This is a genomic window from Gilliamella sp. Pra-s52 (assembly GCF_009795805.1).
GTDB lineage: Bacteria > Pseudomonadota > Gammaproteobacteria > Enterobacterales > Orbaceae > Gilliamella.
The window spans coordinates 59,644-80,385 of record NZ_WTEY01000008.1; the positions used below are offsets into that span (position 1 = coordinate 59,644).

Consider the following 20,742-nt stretch of genomic DNA (forward strand, 5'->3'; position numbering starts at 1 on the left):
AATGTTTATTAGTAAATTACCCAGATTTAATTGGTTAGCTAATCGTCACAAAATCCATACATTAACTGTACATTGTAACAAACAAATTTCTTGAATAATAATGCCACATTTTATCGTGTTTGAATATGGATTAGTGAGATAAATTATGAGTAAACCAACTTTAGAAATGACTAACAGTCGTCCTGATGATGCTACATTGTTAGCTGACGAAGCTAAATATTGCTCTTTTGGTGATACCGTGCATTATGTTGAACCGCCAAAAATCTTTGATGGTTGTGAAGGTAGCTACATGTATGACAAAGAAGGTAAAGCTTTCCTTGATTTACAAATGTGGTATTCTGCATGTAACTTTGGTTATGCTAATGAACGTTTAAACAATGTTCTTAAAAAGCAAATCGACACGTTACCACAATGTGCTAGTCAATATTTACATCCTACAAAAATTGAATTAGCCAAAACCATTGCCCAAGGTATGGAAAAACGATTTGGTTATGAAGGACGAGTACATTTCAATGTTGGTGGTTCTCAATGTATTGAAGATTCGTTAAAAGTAGTACGTAATGCAACGGGCGGTAAATCGCTAATGTTTGCTTTCCAAGGCGGATACCATGGTCGTACACTTGGCGCTTCTTCAATTACATCAAGTTATCGTTATCGTCGTCGTTATGGTCATTTTGGTGATCGTGCGATGTTTGTTCCATTCCCTTATCCATTCCGTCGTCCTAAAGGTATGACAGCAGAAGAATATGGTGAACATTTAGTGGCTGAGTTTGCACGCCTATTTGAAACCGAATACCACGGTGTTTGGGATCCAAAAGTTGGACAAGCAGAATACGCTGCATTTTATGCTGAACCTTTACAAGCAACGGGTGGTTATATTGTTCCTCCTCGTAATTACTTTAAAGGTCTTAAAAAAGTTTTAGATCAGTATGGTATTTTATTAGTCGTTGATGAAATCCAAATGGGCTTTTATCGCACAGGTAAACTCTGGTCAATTGAACACTTTGATGTTAAGCCAGATGTTGTAGTTTTTGCTAAAGCATTAACTAATGGTCTTAACCCGCTTGGTGGTTTATGGGCGCGTGAAGAATTAATTAATCCTGAGGTGTTCCCAGTTGGTTCAACACATTCAACATTTGCATCAAATCCATTAGGTACGGCAGTTGGTCTTGAAGTATTAAAAATGACTTCTGAAACTGATTACGAAAAAATGGTTATGGATAGTGGTGCTTACTTCCTTGAAGGCTTAAAAACACTTGAGAAGAAACACAAGGAGATTGGCGAAGTTGATGGTTTAGGCTTAGCACTTCGTGCAGAAATCTGTACAGAAGATGGTTTTACAGCCAATAAAGCACTTGTTGACAAAATGGTTGATATTGGTATGTCAGGTGATCTCGATTGGAAAGGTACCAAAATGGGCTTAGTACTTGATATTGGTGGTTACTATAAAAATGTAATTACTTTTGCGCCATCGTTACATATTTCTCGTCAAGAGATTGATCAAGGTATTGAACTTCTTGATCAATTAATTACACGAGCTAAAAAAGAACTTTAATCATTCATTTTAAATCCCCGCCAATATCTATTGGCGGGCTTGCGTGTTACAGTCAATCATATGAACGTTATGAAATACATCAATCAGTTAGAACCCAATGAATTAATAGACAATTTTCTAGAGCATCCCCCGCAAGACTTTTCTGCATGGCTTAGTGAAGATGGTGTGCCTGTTTTTTCAGCAAAGTTTGATCTTTTGACTACGGCTGATGATGATTTTAGACATAAAATTCAGAAGCTGCCTTTTTATCATAAATGGCAACGCTACTTAAAACCCAATACCTGCTTTGTTGGAGCAACTGTTTCTGAATATACGTTATTAAATGATAAAATTGATGAAAATCAATTATCTGAAAACCTAAAAACGGCTTATGCTAAACAATATCCTTTCTTGATTGTTAAAGATATTCCTGTTTCATCGCCTTTATTAAGTGAAAAAGACAACGACTATTCATTGCGCTTTATTTCATCACTAAAAGCGCAAGGTTTTATTGAAGTTGAAGGGCAAGCATTGGCTTGGGTACCGATTGATTTTAGTGATATAAATGAAGTCTTTTCCCGTTTTTCGTATAGTCGACGTAAAAACTTTAGACGAAAACTAAAAGCACGTGACAAACTAACTATTCATATTTTGCATAGTGGTGATGATTGTTTTTATCAGCAAACGGTTATAGATGAGTATTACCAACTTTATCTTAATGTTTATGAGCAAAGCGAAATACATTTTGATTTATTGACTAAATCTTTTTTTACTCAGCTATTACAAAATAAAACCCAAAATGCACATATTGTGACTTATTCTCATGATGATAAATTGGTTGGGTATAATATTTGTTTTGTGGTTAATAATATGTTAGTTGATAAATATATCGGCATGGTTTATCCACAGGCAAGAGAACTCAATCTTTATTTTGTCAGTTGGTTTGTTAATCTTGAATATGCTTTGCAACAAGGTTTTAGTCACTATATTGCAGGTTGGACAGATCCTGAAGTTAAAGCCTCATTAGGTGCAAAATTTACCTTTACAAAGCATTTAGTTTATATCCGCAATCGATTATTAAGAGCTGTATTACGAAGATTGATTGGTCATTTTGAAAGTGACAAGGAGAAAGTAGCATGACATGTCCTATTATTCTCAACTTTGATCAAAGTGTTGGTAAAATCGATCATGCTAATACAATTGATGTTACTCAGTGGCAAGACGCAATTCGTTTTGGCTGTACTAAAAAGACGTTTAACCAATTTAACAATGTGTTACAGCAATTTTTACCTGAAAGTCATGGTACAGTACTAATGGGTAGCGGTGATTTTCATCATATTTCATTATTGCTTATTGAACGTTTAGCACAGCAATATTCTGCCGATAATCCAATTCAAGTGGTGATTTTTGATAATCACCCAGACAATATGCGTTATTTGTTTGGTATTCATTGTGGATCATGGGTAAGTTATGTGGCGAATTTACCTTTTGTTAGCCATGTACATGTGCTTGGCATTACCTCTCATGATATTGGGATTACTCATTTCTGGGAAAACCGATGGGCACCACTGTTTCATAAAAAGTTGACCTATTGGAGTTTAGATGTCAATGTTGCATGGGCTAAAAAAATAGGCTTAGGGCATAGCTTTCGGCATTTTGCTACACCAGATGATCTTATTGCTAACTTCCTATCGGAACAATATCACAGCGCACAGCCTGTTTATGTTTCGATTGATAAAGATGTATTAAGTGAAGAGGTGATTCACACTAACTGGGATCAAGGTAAATTACAAACTTATCACCTACTTGATACCATTTCGTCAATTAAATCTAGAATTATCGGTAGCGATATTACGGGGGAACTATCAATATGGCAGCCATCAAATTGGTTTAAACGTTTACTTAGTTCGCTTGATAAACAACCTACTATATCACCAAATAACCTTATCAATTGGCAACAAGAGCAACATCAGCTTAATTTGACGTTATTAAAGGCATTAGCAGTATAAATTTTTGTAAAAAATTTTCAGGAAAGTACGCGTTTAAGTATAAAAATCACCTACTTTCCTTGCTATATTGGAATTTAACGTTGAATATTGTCTGACTCTTGTTTAGATAATTTACTTTCTGCTAACGCTAAAAAGAGAATGCCTGAAACAATTAAAATTGTACCAATTAATTTAAATAATGTAATTGGTTCATGAAATAACCAGATTGAAACCACCATAACGGTTACAACTTCAAAGTGAGATGCCGCAAAAGCAGGCCCTACAGGCGCTTTTTTTAGTAGTGTCATCCAAGTAAAAAAAGTTAAAATATACCCAGCTATTGAGATATAAATCCACGGATTAGTAAATACACGAATTAGCCAATCAACACTCATTGCTAATGGTTCTGCATGCATTGCAGTTAATTTAAAACTACATTGCGCAATGGTGTCAAAAAACAGCAAGACAGTGAATCCAATTATATAAAATCTGGCCATATTAAGACATCCCTACAAAAATAACGCCTGCGGTGATTAATAACATACCAATTAAGCGATAGATGGTCAGTAATTCCTTAAAAATCACTCGACCTACTAGCATAATAGTAATGATATTAAATGAAGCAAGTAATACGCCCTGCGAAAGCGGTACTAACGTTAAAAAGGCTAACCATAATAAAAATTCAGCCACATAAGCGATAATGCCAACCCAAATCCACTTATTTTTAGCTAAATCTAACCAATAGTACCAACCATCGCGGTTATTGGGTGCAATGGCAGCAAATTTAAAAGCGACTTGCCCTAATGTATCAAAACAGATATTACTAACCCAAAGAATGATAACTAATGGTGACATTATGCTTTGATTTCCTCTGCAATCTTATCAAAGAATGATGCACATTCTTTGATTACTTCACGGCGTTGGCTATCAATAGTAATTAAATGGTAACTATCATTTAATACCACTAATTTTGTTGGTGCTGATACCGATTTTTCAACTAATTTGGCATTGGTTTCTATATTAGCGATATCATCGTTACCAGAATGCATAATTAAACAGGGTGAAGTCACCTTAGGTAATTGCTTACGCATCTCTTTTGCCAGTAATTGCATTTCGGCAAGTGCAGGGAACGGGTTACCAGCAAGCCCTGCTGATGCCGCATCGCCACTTAACATACTTTCAGAAACCACAGCTCGAATACGCTCGTCTTTAAGCCCGTAAGGTGGTTTTTCAATAAACACTTTCTTTTGGAAAATACCCAATTTCTTAAAATAAACCAGTAAGAAAAACAGTTTTTTTGCCCAAAATGGCATGCTCCAACCATCATAACAAAATGTTGGTGCTAATACGCCAACACCTTTAATTTGTGCAGGTCTGTCTGCAGCCAACTTTAGTGCCAGTAATGCCCCCATTGATAAACCTGCTACAAATAGATTCTCTACATGCTGTGCTAAATAATCAGCCCCATCTTGCACGCTTTTATACCAATCTTGCCAAGTTGTTTTACATAGATCTTCTTCGGTGCCGCAATGACCAGCTAATTGAATGGCATAAACGGTAAACCCTGCTTTATTTAAACCATTGGCTAAAATTCGCATTTCATTGGGGGTGCCAGTTAAGCCATGAATCAATAGCACACCGTTTTTATTACCGGGTAGAAAGTAAGATAAATCTTCAATTTTGCTCATTAAAATCCCTTATTCTTTTACCATCATGACAGGAATAACCGTTTGTCGGGCTTGTTTTAATGCATCGGTTACATCTGCAAAGCTGGTGATTTTACGGTGTACTATTTTATTTTTTTCACAATAATTAACGAGCTTATCTTTGGCAAAAACAAAATCAACATTGTGTGATACACAATAGTCTGACGTACCATCGCCAACATAAAGAATCTGCGTAAAATGCTGTTGTTTTTTGACATGGTTACATTTGCAGTTACCACTTTGCTTGATACAACCTTTATTCGCATAAGGGAACTCTAGGCGCCAACTACGAACATTATTATGCATCAGTTTATTGGCAAAAATAGGTAAATTCTCAATACCATGACGCTTTAAAATAAAATCAATGGCATAATCCAATCCATCACTCACTACGTGAACGGGAATGCTATTTTTTTCGGCGTAATTGATAAACGCTTTAAAATCAGGATCAATTTCAATTTGTGATAAAACGCAATTAAGCTCCTCTAAGCTGGCGTCCATTAAAGCAATTTGTTTGCTCATACACTCTTGAGAGCCAATTTTGCCATTAACCCATAATTCTTCAAGCTCATCACAACCTTCTTGACCAAAATGGCTAAGTAATGTGTCAGTCACATCTTTTACACTAATCGTACCATCGAAATCACACAAAACAATTGGTGTTTGATGTTGTGTATAAGAGGGATGAAAAATAGTGTTTGTTATAGATGAAAAAGTATTCATGTTTGATATAAAAACAGTCTAATTATAGATATTGGCGCAAATTCTCTCATAGAGTGACAATAAACTTTGTAGGCTCTTTGTATATATTTTGTAACGGGGGATAAATTGTCTGTATAATGGCGTATCTTCAGAACAAGCGGTGGTAACTAAAAACAGATAATGAGTGAACGTATATTAATCATCGAGGATGATCAACGGTTAGCCAACTTAATTCAAGTTTATCTTATTCGACAAGGCTATCTTGTTGAGTGGCATAATAGTGGTGCTGGCGCTGAAGAAAAGATCCAACAACTAAATCCTGATTTAGTCATATTAGATGTCATGCTACCTGAAAAATCGGGTTTTGATATCTGCCGAGATATTCGTGCATGGTTTACTAACTATATCCTAATTATGACTGCTAGCGAAGATAATATTGATGAAATTGTAGGGCTTGAATTAGGGGCAGATGACTACTTGGCAAAGCCTGTTGAACCAAGACTACTGCTTGCCCGAATTCGAGCACTATTACGACGAAAACAAATAGAAACCGACAAAGATAACACTAAAGAACTTGTCATACCTCAGAATAATAAAACACTAATCTTTGACCAATTAGCCATCGATGGCGAAAATCGCAAAGTCCTATTGCAAGAACACGAGATTGATTTAACCACCGCTGAATTTGATCTGCTTTGGCTATTAGCCATTAACGCAGGGAACATTTTGTCTCGAGATGATATTTTTTCACAAGTTCGCGGTATTGATTTTGATGGTAGTGATCGTTCAATTGATGCGCGAGTTTCAAGACTTCGACGTAAATTACTTGATGATCCCGATAATCCATCACGTATCAAAACCGTTCGAGGCAAAGGCTATTTATTTATGCGAGAAGGGGAAAACCATTGAGACAATTACTTGCTAAGCCGCTATTTTTTAATCGCCGAATTGTCTTTTACCTCGTTATTTTACTATCATTGCAATGTATTATTGCCTATGGTGCATTACTGGTATTTGATTCGCTACCTTCATCATTAACTGATATGCCCGATGATCATATTGTTTTTCGTGAATCGCAACGGGGCACGGTTAACTTGATTCGCATGCGCATTGATGAAAACAAAGATCGTCCTCTACAAGATGTTGTTGACGAATTACAGCCCTATTTTGGCTATCCTATCACCATTCTACCGACTAACACGCCACTACCCAACACGGTGAACAAAGAATTAGAAAAATTAGGATTTTCATATGATAGTGATGAAGAGGTCATCTATATTGGTCTAAAAGACGGTCATTTGTTGCAATTAGGTCCAATGGTGATGCGAGATATTTTAAAATCCAATACAATGTCATTATCTGTGTTTTTAATTATCTGGGCTTTATTCAGCGCGATTATCTTTTTTATTTTAATTTATATGGCTTTTAGTGCTGTTTGGAAAGATTTAGTCAATATCAGACAGACAGCTGAACAGCTAGGGCAAGGTAATTTAAAAGCACGGACAGTAAACGTAAAAGGCTGGTTATTTAAGCCACTTGCCAACGTACTCAACAACATGGGGATGCACATTGAACACTTAGTCAGCACCAATCAAACCATATCCCACGCAATGGCTCATGAACTGCGTACACCACTGGCTCGAATGCGATTTGAACTAAGCATGCTTGAAGAATCTCACGACGAACAAGAACGATTATTGCTACAAAAAGGCATGGGTGATGATATTAACGAACTTGAAACATTAATCAATGCCAGTCTAAATTACTTTAAAATGCAACAAAGTAATATTGAACTCAACTTAACGCGTGTATCGCTAAAACAGTGGGGAGAAAGGATCTGTCAATCGTTAATATTATTTAAACCCAAAGACTTTGAACTTACTTGCAATAGCCAAAATATTCAAGCAAACATTGACACCAATTTAGCCGAAACGATCGTCAAAAATCTATTGCTCAATGCCTTTAAATATGCCACGCATAAAGCCGTATTAAACATTAGTAAACAAGAAAATCGCGTCATTATTGAAATTGATGATGATGGTACGGGCATCCCCTTTGAAGCACGAGAAAAGATCTTCATGCCTTTTGCTAGACTCGATACCAGTCGCACCCGCTCAACAGGCGGATACGGACTAGGTTTAGCTTATGTAAAATTAATGGCTGAATTTCATGATGGCAAAGCGTTTGTTGTTACAAGTCCATTAGGTGGCGCAAGATTTGTGGTTTCATTAAAATCAGGTGATGAATAGCGACTGGATTGATAGGTTAATGTGTCAAAAAGTTGTCAGTAAAGGTATTGATTTTATTGAAGTTTTTATTTGTGTTTTTTTAGTTAACACATTGGTTATTTTATTAAAAAACGGCATTGTTTAAACAAAAGCCAATTTTGTCGATACAAATAACCTGTTTTCCGTTTCAGAAATAACAAAAATTTGTTATATTCATCCACCAACACAAAAAGTAATGGCAAGCAAATATTCTTAATTTGTTATTAATAAATATATCATCAGAGGTTTTTTTATGAGCGGTTCACTACCGACAGAGACTGAAACTCGTCCAACTAACTTTATCCGTCAAATTATTGATGCGGATCTTGCTGCTGGCAAATATAAAACAACGCATACCCGTTTTCCGCCTGAGCCAAACGGTTATTTACATATTGGCCATGCTAAATCAATCTGTTTAAATTTTGGCATTGCACAAGACTATCAGGGCAAATGTAATTTACGTTTTGATGATACCAATCCAGCTAAAGAAGATGTTGAATATGTTGAATCGATCAAACAAGATGTTCATTGGTTAGGATTTGAATGGGATGGCGACATTTGCTATTCGTCTGATTATTTTGACCGATTATATGAATATGCCATTGAGCTTATCAAAAAAGGACTTGCCTATGTTGACGAGTTATCTACTGATGAAATTCGCGAATATCGGGGCACATTAACTCAACCTGGTAAAAACAGCCCTTATCGTGATCGTCCTATTGACGAAAACTTAGCACTGTTTGAGCAAATGAAAGCAGGTAAATTTGCTGAAGGAAAAGCCTGCCTAAGAGCTAAAATTGACATGGCTTCACCATTTATCGTGATGCGTGATCCTGTGATATACCGTATTAAGTTTGCTGAGCACCACCAAACAGGTAACAAATGGTGCATTTACCCAATGTATGACTTTACACATTGCATTTCTGATGCGATCGAAAACATCACACATTCACTCTGTACGCTTGAATTCCAAGACAACCGTCGTTTATATGATTGGGTATTAGATAATATCACTATCGAAGCACGTCCACACCAGTATGAATTTTCAAGATTAAATTTAGAGTATGCCATTACCTCTAAACGTAAATTAAACCTATTAGTATCAGAAAAAATTGTCGATGGTTGGGACGATCCACGCATGCCAACCATCTCGGGACTGCGTCGCCGTGGCTACACACCAGCTTCGATTCGGGAATTTTGTCGCCGAATTGGTGTTACCAAGCAAGAAAACACCGTTGAAATGAGCACGCTTGAGTTTTGCATTCGTGAAGACCTGAACGAAAATGCACCACGTGCAATGGCGGTGCTCGATCCTGTTAAGGTCGTGATTGAAAACTTTTCAGATAATATTGATGAAATACTTAGCATGCCAAACCACCCAAATCGTCCTGAATTAGGCACGCGTGAAGCGACCTTCACCCGTGAAATCTATATCGACCGAGCCGATTTTAGAGAAGAAGCCAACAAAAACTACAAGCGCCTAGTACTTGGTAAAGAAGTGCGTTTGCGTAATGCCTATGTAATTCGTGCTGATCGTGTTGAAAAAGACGCCGAAGGCAATATCCAAACAATCTATTGTAGCTACGATCCGGCTACATTAAATAAAAACCCAGAAGATGGACGTAAAGTAAAAGGCGTAATTCATTGGGTTTCGGCTAAGTTTGCAAAATCTGCTGAAATTCGCTTATATGATCGTCTATTTAACACACCAAATCCAGGTGCTGCCGAGGACTTCTTAGCAACCATCAATCCAACATCTTTAATCATTAAACAAGGCTTTGTTGAAGCAAGCTTACAAAATGCCGAGGTTGGAATGGCTTATCAATTTGAACGTGAAGGCTACTTCTGTTTAGATAGCAAATATGCAACCGACGATAAGCTAGTGTTTAACCGAACCGTTGGTTTAAGAGATAGCTGGAACGAAGCATAATTTAACTCAACCATTCGCCGACTTATTGGGTCGGCGAATGTCCGCATTACAGTAATTTAATTCATCCTAGCCAAATTCAATCTAATCCGTTATTGTTCGTGTTTAAACAATTTTGTTTGTTGATCTAAATAGCTCAGCAAATCAGGCATTCGGTGTTTGCCTGCCATTGATTGCACACTATTGGCAGCATTTATTAGCGGTATGCCTATCGAGGTAACATATAGTGGGTGCTTACTTTGACCACGTAGCACTTCGATCAAATACTCGCTATTACCTGAAAACGGCTTTTTAGCAACACCAATAACAGGGATGGTTTTATTTAATGCATGATACAAATGCCCCCCTAGCCCTATCTTACCTTCATCCAAATACACATAACCATCAATCACAATGCAGGTAATGTTACTTAAATCAATTTTATCAAGCAGTGACATAATGCAAGGTAATTCACGTTGATAAAACTGACCTGATTGATAGGGCGCAACATGATCTTGATAATCGGTAATAACCGAATCAATTTCCGATTTTATGCTTGTCCAATCACGAAATAACACACCAACGGATTTGGCGCGGTTATCAATGTAATAAACATCAATTGCCAGTATCATTTTAAATAACTTCTTTTTTACAGTGTGATTTATGATGCTGACTTTTTGGCTTCTTTCAGGAGCATTAGACCTAAAAAAGTCAAAAATAACGCACCAGCAATTAAACAGATCCAAATTAACCATTTAGGTAAAGATGAACTCGTTGCTGTATTGCTATCGTTAACGCTTTGGGTTAATGCTTTTTTACCTGAAAGTTTAATATCTTCACCAATATAAGCTTTAGGAAGATCTTGTATCGACAGCGAATCAGACAATAGTTCTTTTTCATTTAATGCCGCTGATTTTGCTTTAGCCGAACCCCAAGCCAAAATAAATGGTCCATTATTACCACTATTAAAAATCAAGTTCATACGATTACGGTAAGCAACTACTTGAGGGGCTTGGTCAAAGCTAGCGTTGTTAGCTTTTATTTTAAGCTGTTTTATTTGTAAATCGGGGTCGTTTATTTTAATGTTTGGGCTTTGATCGATATCTGTAACGCGTCGAATAATGTAATCGTCAAGCTTATGCCAGATTTGATCTTTATCATTGCTTTTATAATAAAGGCTAATTGGCAATACCGTGCGTGAGTTTTGCAGTGATATCGATAATTCTTTAACTGGCTGTGGGGTTGGTAACTGATAAATTGCCTCTTGCTGATCAGAAGATGCAAGTTCAAAATTAATTGGGTAAAGCGCAATTTTTGGGGGCGCCTTTCTAGAAATAAACTCAACTTTTTTAATAGTTGGGAGCATTTGTTGTTTTGATTTTAATTGTAAAATCCAATATTTAGCTTTGTAATTGGTATTGGATGGGATATCAATTACATTGACTTTAAGCGATTGCTCATTATTGTTATCAACCAAAGACATCACTGGCACGTTATTTAGTGCGGTTTGCCAATTGCTTAAATCTTGGCTATAAAGTAGTTTAGCAGTAGCTTGCCAATTTTCACTTTCAGCGGTATCAAAATCGATTGATAAGCGACTAATTGCTTTTTCTAGTTTGATTTCGTTAGGAACTTGTAATAAATAAGTTGCATAGTATTGTTCCTGACTATTGGTATAATCTAGGTAAATTAGAACATCTTTATTATTGATATTAATATTATATTGTTCAGTGCCTTCCTTACTTTGATTTTCTTGGCGGTGTTCTTGGTTTTTATTTAAATCATAGATAGTGACCTGAAACATTTGATTGATGTCGTCTCGTTGGTAAACATTAACTAATGCATAAGGCACAGGTTGTCCTTTATGATTAAATACACGAATATCATCTAAACGACTTGAAAGCGCTTGTGTATACACATCGCTCGTTAGATCTATACGGCTATACATACTTGAATCATTGCTAGTTTCAATCATTGCACCATAGGCATATTGGTTGGTTTTGTCTGTTGCTTGACTAAACCCACTGATTAGCATTAAAGCACTTAATAACAATTTTTTCATAATTCATTTATCCATAAAATTCAATAGCACTTAGGCTTTATTTCTATACTGAAAACTGAAATTAATCATCTTCTCTAATTATGCCAAAATTTGCTTATTATTATCTTGTTTTGGAGGTAATGGCGCTAAATAGGCGATTAATAACATTAATAATGCGACACCAATAAAGGCAAATGCACGCAGTAATCCATCAAGCTCACGGATATCGACAAAGATTAATTTTATAATAACGATCATTTGAATAATTTCACCACTGTACCATACTTTTCGAAGTGAATAACGATGTCCGATAGTGATTAATATTACCGATGTTAACATCCAAAGCAACGAGGCAGTCATTTGAACAATATTGTTGTGCCACAAAGAATAAGCCATCCAAGATATATCAAATGTCTGGCTTAAGTAGCGTAATACTATGCTATTTGACCATAAAAAGGTTAGTGTGATTAATAGCACTAAAACCATATTTGGTAACGGTATATTAAAATAAGAAGTATTGATAATTTTGTTGCCAATGTGTGAATAACTGATGGCAAATTTTAACCAGACCGTTAACATGATTAAGGCAAAAATGGCACTTTCTTCTAACGGATTGAGAATCGGAATATATTGCCAGTAAATAATTTGTCCACTCATAGCAAGTCCAACAATTAAATAATAGCTAATATAAAGCACAATAGGTATTAGTCCTGTCATCCAATAAGATTTGATTAATGGCAACGAGGTCATTATTTGACGCTTAATCAAGAAGTAGAATAATAAAATAATACTGCTTGCTATGGTTGTAGCAATACTCCATTTTACGACTTCGTAACCCCACGGTAATGAATCAAACCAATGAACGGTTTCACGAATTAACCAGCAAAGAATCATCCAGAATAAACTAATATGCAATACAATAGATAACGGACAGATTGTTTTTCCATCTATTTTAATGTGATTGTTTTTGATAAGGTTGTAGGCAACATGCAAATAATAATAGCAACTAACAAACGCAAGTACCCAAACTAAGTTCCAAACGCCGAAGCTTGATAAATAGTAATATCCAGTATGTGCTCTAAGCAATGACAAAGGTATCACTAACCATAGTGCTAACACTGCATAACGGATTATATTCCACTTTATTTTTTGACCAACGGCGTACCATAACCAAGTCGATACCGTAAAGCCCAATAAAATTGGAGCTACATTTGGTGTATTTTCATCAAGCATGAGTGGAATACATACTGAAATCCACAGTATCCAAGCAATAGAAGCGATGACCATAAATAATGTTTTAGTCAGTTTATCAATATCATCATTGCGGTCATAACAGTGCCATAAACATGCATTGATAAATAAAATAATACTGGTGATACCTAAAAGTGATATAAATGATGCTGTGGTTAAGTGATCATATTCTAAAGATATACAGGTAGAAATCATCCCCAATACAGTAATGGCTACACCAAGTAATGCTACGCGATAATATTTTTGAGAAAGCATAATCCAACTTAATGCTGTTCCCTCAAATAACCAAAGTGTCGCAGTCAAATTAGCACTAAAGGCAAGCGGAATGGATAACGTACTAAATGCTATACCAATAGCCAGTCCCAAAAGCGCAATTTTTTTAGCTGTTGTTGTCCACAAGCGTAAAATAATATAAGAACCAATCAGATAAAATAAACCAAAACCTAATGAAGAAAACGCAGGACCAAATTCCCATTGCTGAGTGATCGCATATTGCAATCCAAATCCTGATAATGGCGTTCCAAATAGCAAAATGCGATCAATCACATTTTGATAAGGTTCTTTATTATTACTGCGAATTGACAATAACACCGCCAAAATCCCATAAATTAGCATATTAGCGACGATGAATATTTGGCATTCAATATAAAACTCAGGTAGGAAATCACTCATTCCCCATAATAGCGATACAACAAAGGTAAATAAAAATCCTAATAGATTCAGAACTCGCCAAGATTGTGAAATACTGATCACCAAAATAGCACTAGAAACCATTAAATAATAACTAAATAACGCAACATGGTTACCCGAGTCATTAGATAATAAAATGGGGGTTAAATAGCCACCAACACAAGCAATAATAGCCAAACTCATTGCCCTTTGTGCAACGGCAAATACAACACTTGTTGAGCAAATCACGAATAAAATAGCAAAAGCCAGTAACATAGGTACTAGCTCATACAACCTATAAGCGGCAAAAATGGTTAGGTACAAAGTTGCAAATCCACCACCTTGCAAAATTAAGGCATAAATTTTGCGCTTATCTTTTAATTTCCAACCCACTGCCAATAAAGCAACGCCCAAGACTAACGCACCTAATACCCTCAACTCAGGTGAAAGTACATCATGTTCAACGCTATATTTAAACAGATACGTTAACCCTAAAAATAGTATTGCAATGGCAATTTTGGCAAGAACATTGCCTTTAACAAACCAATTAAACGCAAGTGCCCACAAATTAGGACCAGTGCTTGTAGTAGTCACTTTTTTATATGCAGAATCAAATGGATCTAATGTTGGTGATACTAATTCTGCTGAGCTTGTTATTTCAGGCTCGGTACCCTCATCGGATACCGATTCACTGGCACAAGTTTGTGCTTCTTGTTCTGTTGCGACTTCTTCATATGACGTATGTGCCTGCGTTAACGTATCGAAATCAACGTTTTTATCGTCAAGTGGATTGTGAGCAAATTGGTCGGATTGAGTGAATAAGACCGGCTTATTTTGGTCATTGAGTTGCAAACAATCGGCGTTTAAATTGTAATTATTAGCAGCACAAGGAATTTGGGGTGGAGGTTCGGTTATTAATAGATCAGCATCTTCGGATTCTTGAGTGACAGCATGGGTTTGATAGTCAAATTGTTGATTGGTATTTTCAGTATCACTATCATGTTGTTTGCTCTGTATGGTTAACTCATCCAAAGTTTGGTCGGTAGTTTCTTGAACCGTATCAGAACCTGACGAACTACTTTTTTGCTGATAAAGATGCTCTGAAAGCGATAAAACACTTTTTTGTAACTCTGTTAACTGATGCCTCAAAGCAGAAATTTGATTTCCTAAGCTAGAAAAATTAACAAACACTACTATTAGCATAACAATAATGAGTAAATAAAAAAGAAACTCCATGCTAATTTACCCTTACATTCTCATGAACAATCGTTAATTATTTTTATTATTCTTATGGTTAATATCAATAAATAATAAGTTATTATTTTTATCTTTCTATGCAGTAAACCAGTAATTATTCAATAAATCAATATTTTTTATCCTCACGCCCAATCTATGCCGTCCCCAAAAAAAAACAAAAATCACTCAGGAAGATTATTGATTTTATTAAAGTTTTTGTTTGTGTTTTTAACAAAAACCAAGCTTCTCCCCCTCTCTATCACTCGATTAACTGCATTTCATATAGCCACACAGCGCGCTTTCTTTTATAATATTGTTCTATTTTTTCCCTATTTTTGGCTTAAAAAGAGTAATTTTTATGAAAATTTTAGCTGGCTGCTCTGCGTTATCTTCATTTCGTATTAGTAAAATCTTATCTACTTGTTGTGAAAAATCCATCCCTGTTATCAATATTGAAGCCCAATACCTGCATTTTGTTGATTTGGCAGGCGAATTGACGGCTGAACAAACGTTAACGCTAGATAAATTATTACAATACGGTCCAAAAAGTGCACAAATCAATGTCGATCAAACAGCTAGCAAGCAACTCTTTTTAGTGACACCAAGGGCGGGAACAATTTCGCCTTGGTCGTCGAAAGCAACCGATATTGCACACAATTGCGGCTTGTCACAGGTCCGCCGTATTGAGCGGGGAATTGCTTATTATGTGCAAGTGAGTTCAGCATTAACCGATTCACAAAAAAATGATTTTTTATCCTTAATTCATGATCGCATGATGGAAACGGTTTTTAGCAATCTTGAGCAAGTTGAACTGTTGTTTCATATTGATTCTCCTGCGCCTGTGACAACCATTAATTTATTAGGCGAAGGGCGCAAGGCATTACAAGACGCTAACCTAAAATTAGGTTTGGCATTGGCGCCTGATGAGATCGATTATTTGGTTGAAAATTTTCAAAAGCTAAAACGTAACCCAACCGATGTTGAGCTTTATATGTTTGCACAAGCAAACTCTGAGCATTGTCGCCACAAGATTTTTAATGCCGATTGGATTATTGACGGTAAAAAGCAACCTAAATCGTTATTTAAGATGATTAAAAATACCTTTGAGCATACGCCTGATTATGTTTCGTCTGCTTATAAGGATAATGCCGCGGTGATGGATGGTTCAATCGTTGGGCGCTTTTTTGCCGATAGCGAAGATAAAACCTACAGCTATCATCAAGAATATGCTGATATTTTAATGAAAGTTGAAACACATAATCACCCAACAGCAATATCGCCTTGGCCGGGAGCCGCCACAGGGAGTGGTGGTGAAATTCGTGACGAGGGCGCAACAGGGCGTGGCGCTAAACCGAAAGCTGGTTTAGTTGGGTTTTCGGTTTCTAATTTGCGGATCCCTCATTTTGAACAACCTTGGGAGCAAGATTTTGGTAAGCCAGAACGTATTGTTAGTGCGTTTGATATTATGATGGATGGTCCTTTAGGTGGGGCAGCGTTTAATAATGAATTTGGTCGTCCAGCTTTGTTGGGGTATTTCCGTACTTATGAAGAAAAGGTTAATAGCCATAATGGCGAGGAGCTGCGTGGTTATCATAAGCCAATTATGCTAGCTGGTGGTATGGGGAATATTCGTCGTGAACATATTCAAAAAGGTGAGTTCCCTGCTGGCTCTAAGCTGATTGTGTTAGGTGGCCCTGCGATGAATATTGGTTTAGGTGGTGGGGCGGCTTCGTCCATGGCATCGGGGCAGTCTGATGCCGATTTGGATTTTGCTTCTGTTCAGCGTGATAACCCTGAAATGGAGCGCCGTTGTCAGGAAGTTATCGATCGTTGTTGGCAACTTGGTGAAGATAATCCTATTTTGTTTATTCATGATGTTGGTGCAGGTGGTTTGTCTAATGCGATGCCTGAGCTTGTTAGCGATGGTGGCTGTGGTGGGCAATTTGAGTTGCGAAAGATACTCAACGATGAACCAGGGATGTCACCACTAGAAATTTGGTGTAACGAATCACAAGAGCGTTATGTGCTTGCTATTCACTCTGATAAATTGGCGCTATTTGATGCGCTTTGTCAACGTGAGCGTGCACCTTATGCGGTGATTGGTGAGGCAATTGCCAATAAAGCGGTTACCTTGCATGATGAGCATTTTAATAATAATCCCATCGATCTGCCATTAGATGTGCTACTTGGTAAAACGCCTAAAATGCAACGAGATGTTAAAACTCACCAAGCGCACGGTGATAGTTTTTCAACCTCTGATATTAATTTATATGATGCAGTTAAGCGAGTTTTACATTTGCCAACCGTTGCGGAAAAGACTTTTTTAATTACCATTGGCGATCGCTCTGTAACGGGGATGGTATCGCGCGATCAAATGGTCGGTCCATGGCAAGTGCCAGTGGCTGATTGTGCGGTGACTACAGCAAGTTTAGATAGCTATTATGGCGAAGCCATGTCAATCGGCGAGCGAGCACCCGTTGCACTACTTAACTTTGCCGCATCAGCAAGGCTTGCAGTTGGTGAAGCCATTACTAATATTGCCGCAACCAATATCGGTGATATCAAACGCATTAAGCTTTCGGCTAACTGGATGGCTGCAGCAGGTCACCCTGGTGAGGATGCGGGTCTTTACCAAGCCGTTAAGGCAATTGGTGAAGAGTTATGCCCAGCTTTAGGGCTAGCCATTCCAGTTGGTAAAGATTCAATGTCGATGAAAACCACTTGGCAACAAGAGGGTGAGCAAAAGACCATGACTTCGCCATTGTCGCTGGTGATTTCGGCATTTGCGCGTGTTGAAGACGTGCGTAAAACCGTAACACCTCAATTGCGTACTGATCAGGATAATACGTTGTTACTGGTTGATTTATCTAAAGGTCACCAAGCGTTAGGCGCAACCGCACTTGCGCAAGTGTATCGTCATTTAGGGCAAAAAACCGCAGATGTCCATGATCCTAAGGAGTTAGCTGCTTTTTATAATGCGATTCAGGCTTTAGTAAGCCAAAATGCGTTGCTTGCTTATCATGATCGTTCTGATGGTGGGCTGTTTGTGACATTAGCTGAAATGGCTTTTGCTGGGCATTGTGGTGTTGATGTAGATATTGCCTCGTTAGGCCATGATGTGATTGCTTCGTTATTTAATGAAGAATTAGGCGCAGTTATTCAAGTAGCTAATAATCGTTTAGATGATGTGATGGCATGCTTTAAGCAGTTTGGTTTATCTCATACAATTCATGTGCTTGGTAGTGCTAAAACTGGTCAGCAATTTATTGTGCGTAACCAATCAGCGATTGTTTATAGCGAATCACGCTTAACCTTAAGAACATGGTGGGCGCAAACAACATGGCAGATGCAGCGTTTGCGAGATAATCCAGAATGTGCTGATCAAGAACATCAAGCAAAACAAAATGACGATGATCCTGGTTTAAATGTACATTTAACCTTTGATCCTAGTGTGGATATTGCCGCCCCTTATATTGCCAAAGGTACAAAACCTAAAGTGGCCATTTTGCGTGAGCAAGGTGTTAACTCGCATGTCGAGATGGCTGCTGCATTTGATAGAGCAGGTTTTCAAGCCATTGATGTGCATATGACAGATCTGCTTTCTGGGCGAGTTACACTTGATCCATTTAGTACGCTTGTTGCTTGTGGTGGTTTTTCTTATGGTGATGTGTTAGGTGCGGGAGAAGGTTGGGCAAAATCGATTTTATTTAATGAACAAGTTCGTGATGAATTTGAACGATTCTTTCATCGTCAAGATACTTTATCGTTAGGCGTTTGTAACGGTTGTCAAATGATGTCAAACTTGAAGGATCTGATTCCGGGGGCCGATTTGTGGCCACGGTTTGTTCGTAATTTGTCAGAACGCTTTGAGGCTCGTTTTAGTTTAGTGCAAATCCAACCAAGTCCATCTTTGCTGTTTACTGATATGGTGGGGTCTTATATGCCAATTGCGGTTTCACATGGAGAAGGACGTGTTGAAGTTGCTGATGATGCGCATTTGAGCAATTTAGAAACCTCGGGATTAGTTGCTGTTCGTTATATTGACCATTTTGGTAAAGTAACTCAACAATATCCTGCTAATCCAAATGGTTCACCAAACGGCATTACAGCAGTGACATCTCAAGATGGGCGAGCAACTATTATGATGCCTCACCCTGAGCGTGTATTTAGAACGGTAAGTAATTCATGGCACCCAGATAATTGGGGCGAAGATAGTCCGTGGATGAGAATGTTCCGTAATGCTCGTAAGCAGTTAGGTTAAATAAAAAAATCGCCGACGTTTTGTCGGCGATTTTGTCATCAGCGTTGAGGCTGTTTAAGCTTTAGCTGATTGCGGTTTTCTTTGAGTAAGTGGGTTTGCTAATTGGCTATTCATTTTTTGTAGTAGTTGTTCGGTTGTTTCCCAATTGATACAAGCATCCGTTACTGATACGCCATATTTGAAGTTTTCTTGTGGTTGTTCAGACGATTGATTGCCTTCAAATAAGTTACTTTCAATCATCACTCCAATAATCGAATTATTACCTTTTTCGATTTGCTTAATAATTGAGTCGGCAACAATTGGTTGATTACGGTAATCTTTATTGGAGTTTGCGTGGCTACAGTCAATCATTAAGTTAGGTAATAATCCTGCTTTTTGCATTTGCTCTTCACATAATGATACGCTTTGTGCATCATAGTTAGGTGTTTTTCCACCACGCAAAATAACATGTCCGTGTGGGTTGCCTAAAGTTTGTAAAACGGTTACTTGTCCTTGTTGGTTGATGCCCACAAAGCGATGCGCCATTGATGCTGATTTCATGGCGTTAATAGCAACATCTAAACAGCCATCGGTGCCATTTTTAAAGCCGACTGGCATTGATAGACCTGATGCCATTTCTCTATGTGTTTGCGATTCAGTGGTTCTTGCGCCAATGGCTGCCCAACTGATTAAATCACCAATATATTGTGGCGTGTTTGGATCTAATGCTTCTGTTGCAATTGGTAATCCAATTTTGGTGATGTCGAGTAATAATTTACGTGCTTTTTTAAGTCCGTGTTCAATGTCAAATGAACTATCCATGTGAGGGTCGTTAATCATGCCTTTCCAGCCGACAGTTGTGCGTGGTTTTTCGAAGTAAACGCGCATAACAATAAATAGGTGGTCTTTGACTTCATCTGATAGTTTTTTTAATTTATGGGCATATTCAATCGCCGCAATAGGATCGTGAATAGAGCAAGGACCACAAACAATTAGTAAACGGTGATCTCGGCGTTCTAAAATATCGACAATGGTTTGTCTTGATGAAGCAATTTGGTTTTCAAGTTCATGAGATAGCGGATAAAGTTTTTTTATCTCTTCGGGGGTAACTAGCATGTGTTCATCTCTAATTCGGATATTATTTAGTGTATCTTTTAACATTTTTGCTTTCCTTGTTAAAATCATTTTATTATTTTATATGT

15 protein-coding genes are annotated in these 20,742 nt (G+C 37.3%); 7 read left to right on the forward strand and 8 right to left on the reverse strand.

The features are described from left to right. Positions 1-145 precede the first annotated feature (145 nt). The 3 genes from GQ594_RS07310 (at position 146) to GQ594_RS07320 (ending at position 3,543) form a co-directional block, all read left to right on the forward strand. Complete coding sequence (locus tag GQ594_RS07310; RefSeq protein ID WP_237397814.1) at positions 146-1,555, forward strand: aspartate aminotransferase family protein; 1,410 nt, start codon at positions 146-148, stop codon at positions 1,553-1,555. A 69-nt stretch (positions 1,556-1,624) separates the two neighbouring features. Continuing rightward, positions 1,625-2,674 carry a GNAT family N-acetyltransferase gene (locus tag GQ594_RS07315; protein ID WP_160411961.1) on the forward strand — a complete coding sequence of 350 codons (1,050 nt, stop codon included), beginning with the start codon at positions 1,625-1,627 and terminating at the stop codon, positions 2,672-2,674. Then, a complete protein-coding gene (locus GQ594_RS07320) occupies positions 2,671-3,543 on the forward strand; it encodes an arginase family protein (protein WP_160411960.1) in 873 nt (290 codons plus the stop codon). The genes GQ594_RS07315 and GQ594_RS07320 overlap by 4 nt, the downstream gene beginning before the upstream one ends. Positions 3,544-3,617: 74 nt before the next feature. On the opposite strand, the gene GQ594_RS07325 is transcribed toward GQ594_RS07320, so the two are convergent. From GQ594_RS07325 to GQ594_RS07340, 4 genes are read right to left on the reverse strand one after another with little or no spacing between them, the layout of a single operon-like run. Further along, positions 3,618-4,019: a DMT family transporter gene (locus GQ594_RS07325; RefSeq protein ID WP_160411959.1), complete on the reverse strand. Its 402-nt coding sequence runs from the start codon at positions 4,017-4,019 to the stop codon at positions 3,618-3,620. 1 nt (position 4,020) lies between these two features. Then, positions 4,021-4,377: an EamA family transporter gene (locus tag GQ594_RS07330; RefSeq protein ID WP_065635406.1), complete on the reverse strand. Its 357-nt coding sequence runs from the start codon at positions 4,375-4,377 to the stop codon at positions 4,021-4,023. Then, complete coding sequence (locus GQ594_RS07335; protein WP_160411958.1) at positions 4,377-5,210, reverse strand: alpha/beta hydrolase; 834 nt, start codon at positions 5,208-5,210, stop codon at positions 4,377-4,379. The genes GQ594_RS07330 and GQ594_RS07335 overlap by 1 nt, the downstream gene beginning before the upstream one ends. Before the next feature lie 9 nt (positions 5,211-5,219). After that, on the reverse strand, positions 5,220-5,951 hold the full coding sequence (locus GQ594_RS07340; protein ID WP_160400778.1) for an MtnX-like HAD-IB family phosphatase: 732 nt from the start codon (positions 5,949-5,951) through the stop codon (positions 5,220-5,222). A 159-nt stretch (positions 5,952-6,110) separates the two neighbouring features. On the opposite strand from GQ594_RS07340, the gene GQ594_RS07345 reads away from it, so the two are divergent. From GQ594_RS07345 to glnS, 3 genes are all read left to right on the forward strand, one after another. Next, positions 6,111-6,839, forward strand: coding sequence for a winged helix-turn-helix domain-containing protein (locus GQ594_RS07345; protein WP_160400777.1), 729 nt, complete (start codon positions 6,111-6,113; stop codon positions 6,837-6,839). Beyond that, entirely contained in the window at positions 6,836-8,179 is a 1,344-nt protein-coding gene (locus GQ594_RS07350) for an ATP-binding protein (protein WP_160400776.1), read from the forward strand. Before GQ594_RS07345 ends, GQ594_RS07350 begins: the two co-directional genes overlap by 4 nt. Before the next feature lie 271 nt (positions 8,180-8,450). After that, complete coding sequence (glnS, locus tag GQ594_RS07355) at positions 8,451-10,127, forward strand: glutamine--tRNA ligase (protein WP_160411957.1); 1,677 nt, start codon at positions 8,451-8,453, stop codon at positions 10,125-10,127. 89 nt (positions 10,128-10,216) lie between these two features. Here the strand turns inward: glnS and GQ594_RS07360 are convergent, their stop codons facing one another. The 3 genes from GQ594_RS07360 to GQ594_RS07370 all read right to left on the reverse strand — a co-directional run bounded on the left by GQ594_RS07360 (position 10,217) and on the right by GQ594_RS07370 (position 15,300). Continuing rightward, positions 10,217-10,735 (reverse strand): endonuclease V, encoded by a 519-nt coding sequence (locus GQ594_RS07360; protein ID WP_202112513.1) that lies wholly within the window; start codon positions 10,733-10,735, stop codon positions 10,217-10,219. Between the two features lie 29 nt (positions 10,736-10,764). Continuing rightward, the gene (locus tag GQ594_RS07365) at positions 10,765-12,165 is read right to left on the reverse strand and encodes a DUF3999 family protein (protein WP_160411955.1); all 1,401 of its coding nucleotides are present in this window, start codon (positions 12,163-12,165) and stop codon (positions 10,765-10,767) included. Between the two features lie 78 nt (positions 12,166-12,243). Then, positions 12,244-15,300, reverse strand: coding sequence for a DUF2339 domain-containing protein (locus GQ594_RS07370; protein ID WP_160411954.1), 3,057 nt, complete (start codon positions 15,298-15,300; stop codon positions 12,244-12,246). Between the two features lie 358 nt (positions 15,301-15,658). Between GQ594_RS07370 and purL the strand changes: the two genes are divergently transcribed. Continuing rightward, entirely contained in the window at positions 15,659-19,561 is a 3,903-nt protein-coding gene (gene purL, locus GQ594_RS07375) for a phosphoribosylformylglycinamidine synthase (protein WP_160411953.1), read from the forward strand. A gap of 54 nt (positions 19,562-19,615) precedes the next feature. Here purL and GQ594_RS07380 read toward each other — a convergent pair whose 3' ends face one another. Continuing rightward, positions 19,616-20,701 (reverse strand): 3-deoxy-7-phosphoheptulonate synthase, encoded by a 1,086-nt coding sequence (locus GQ594_RS07380; protein ID WP_160411952.1) that lies wholly within the window; start codon positions 20,699-20,701, stop codon positions 19,616-19,618. Between the last annotated feature and the right edge of the window lie 41 nt (positions 20,702-20,742).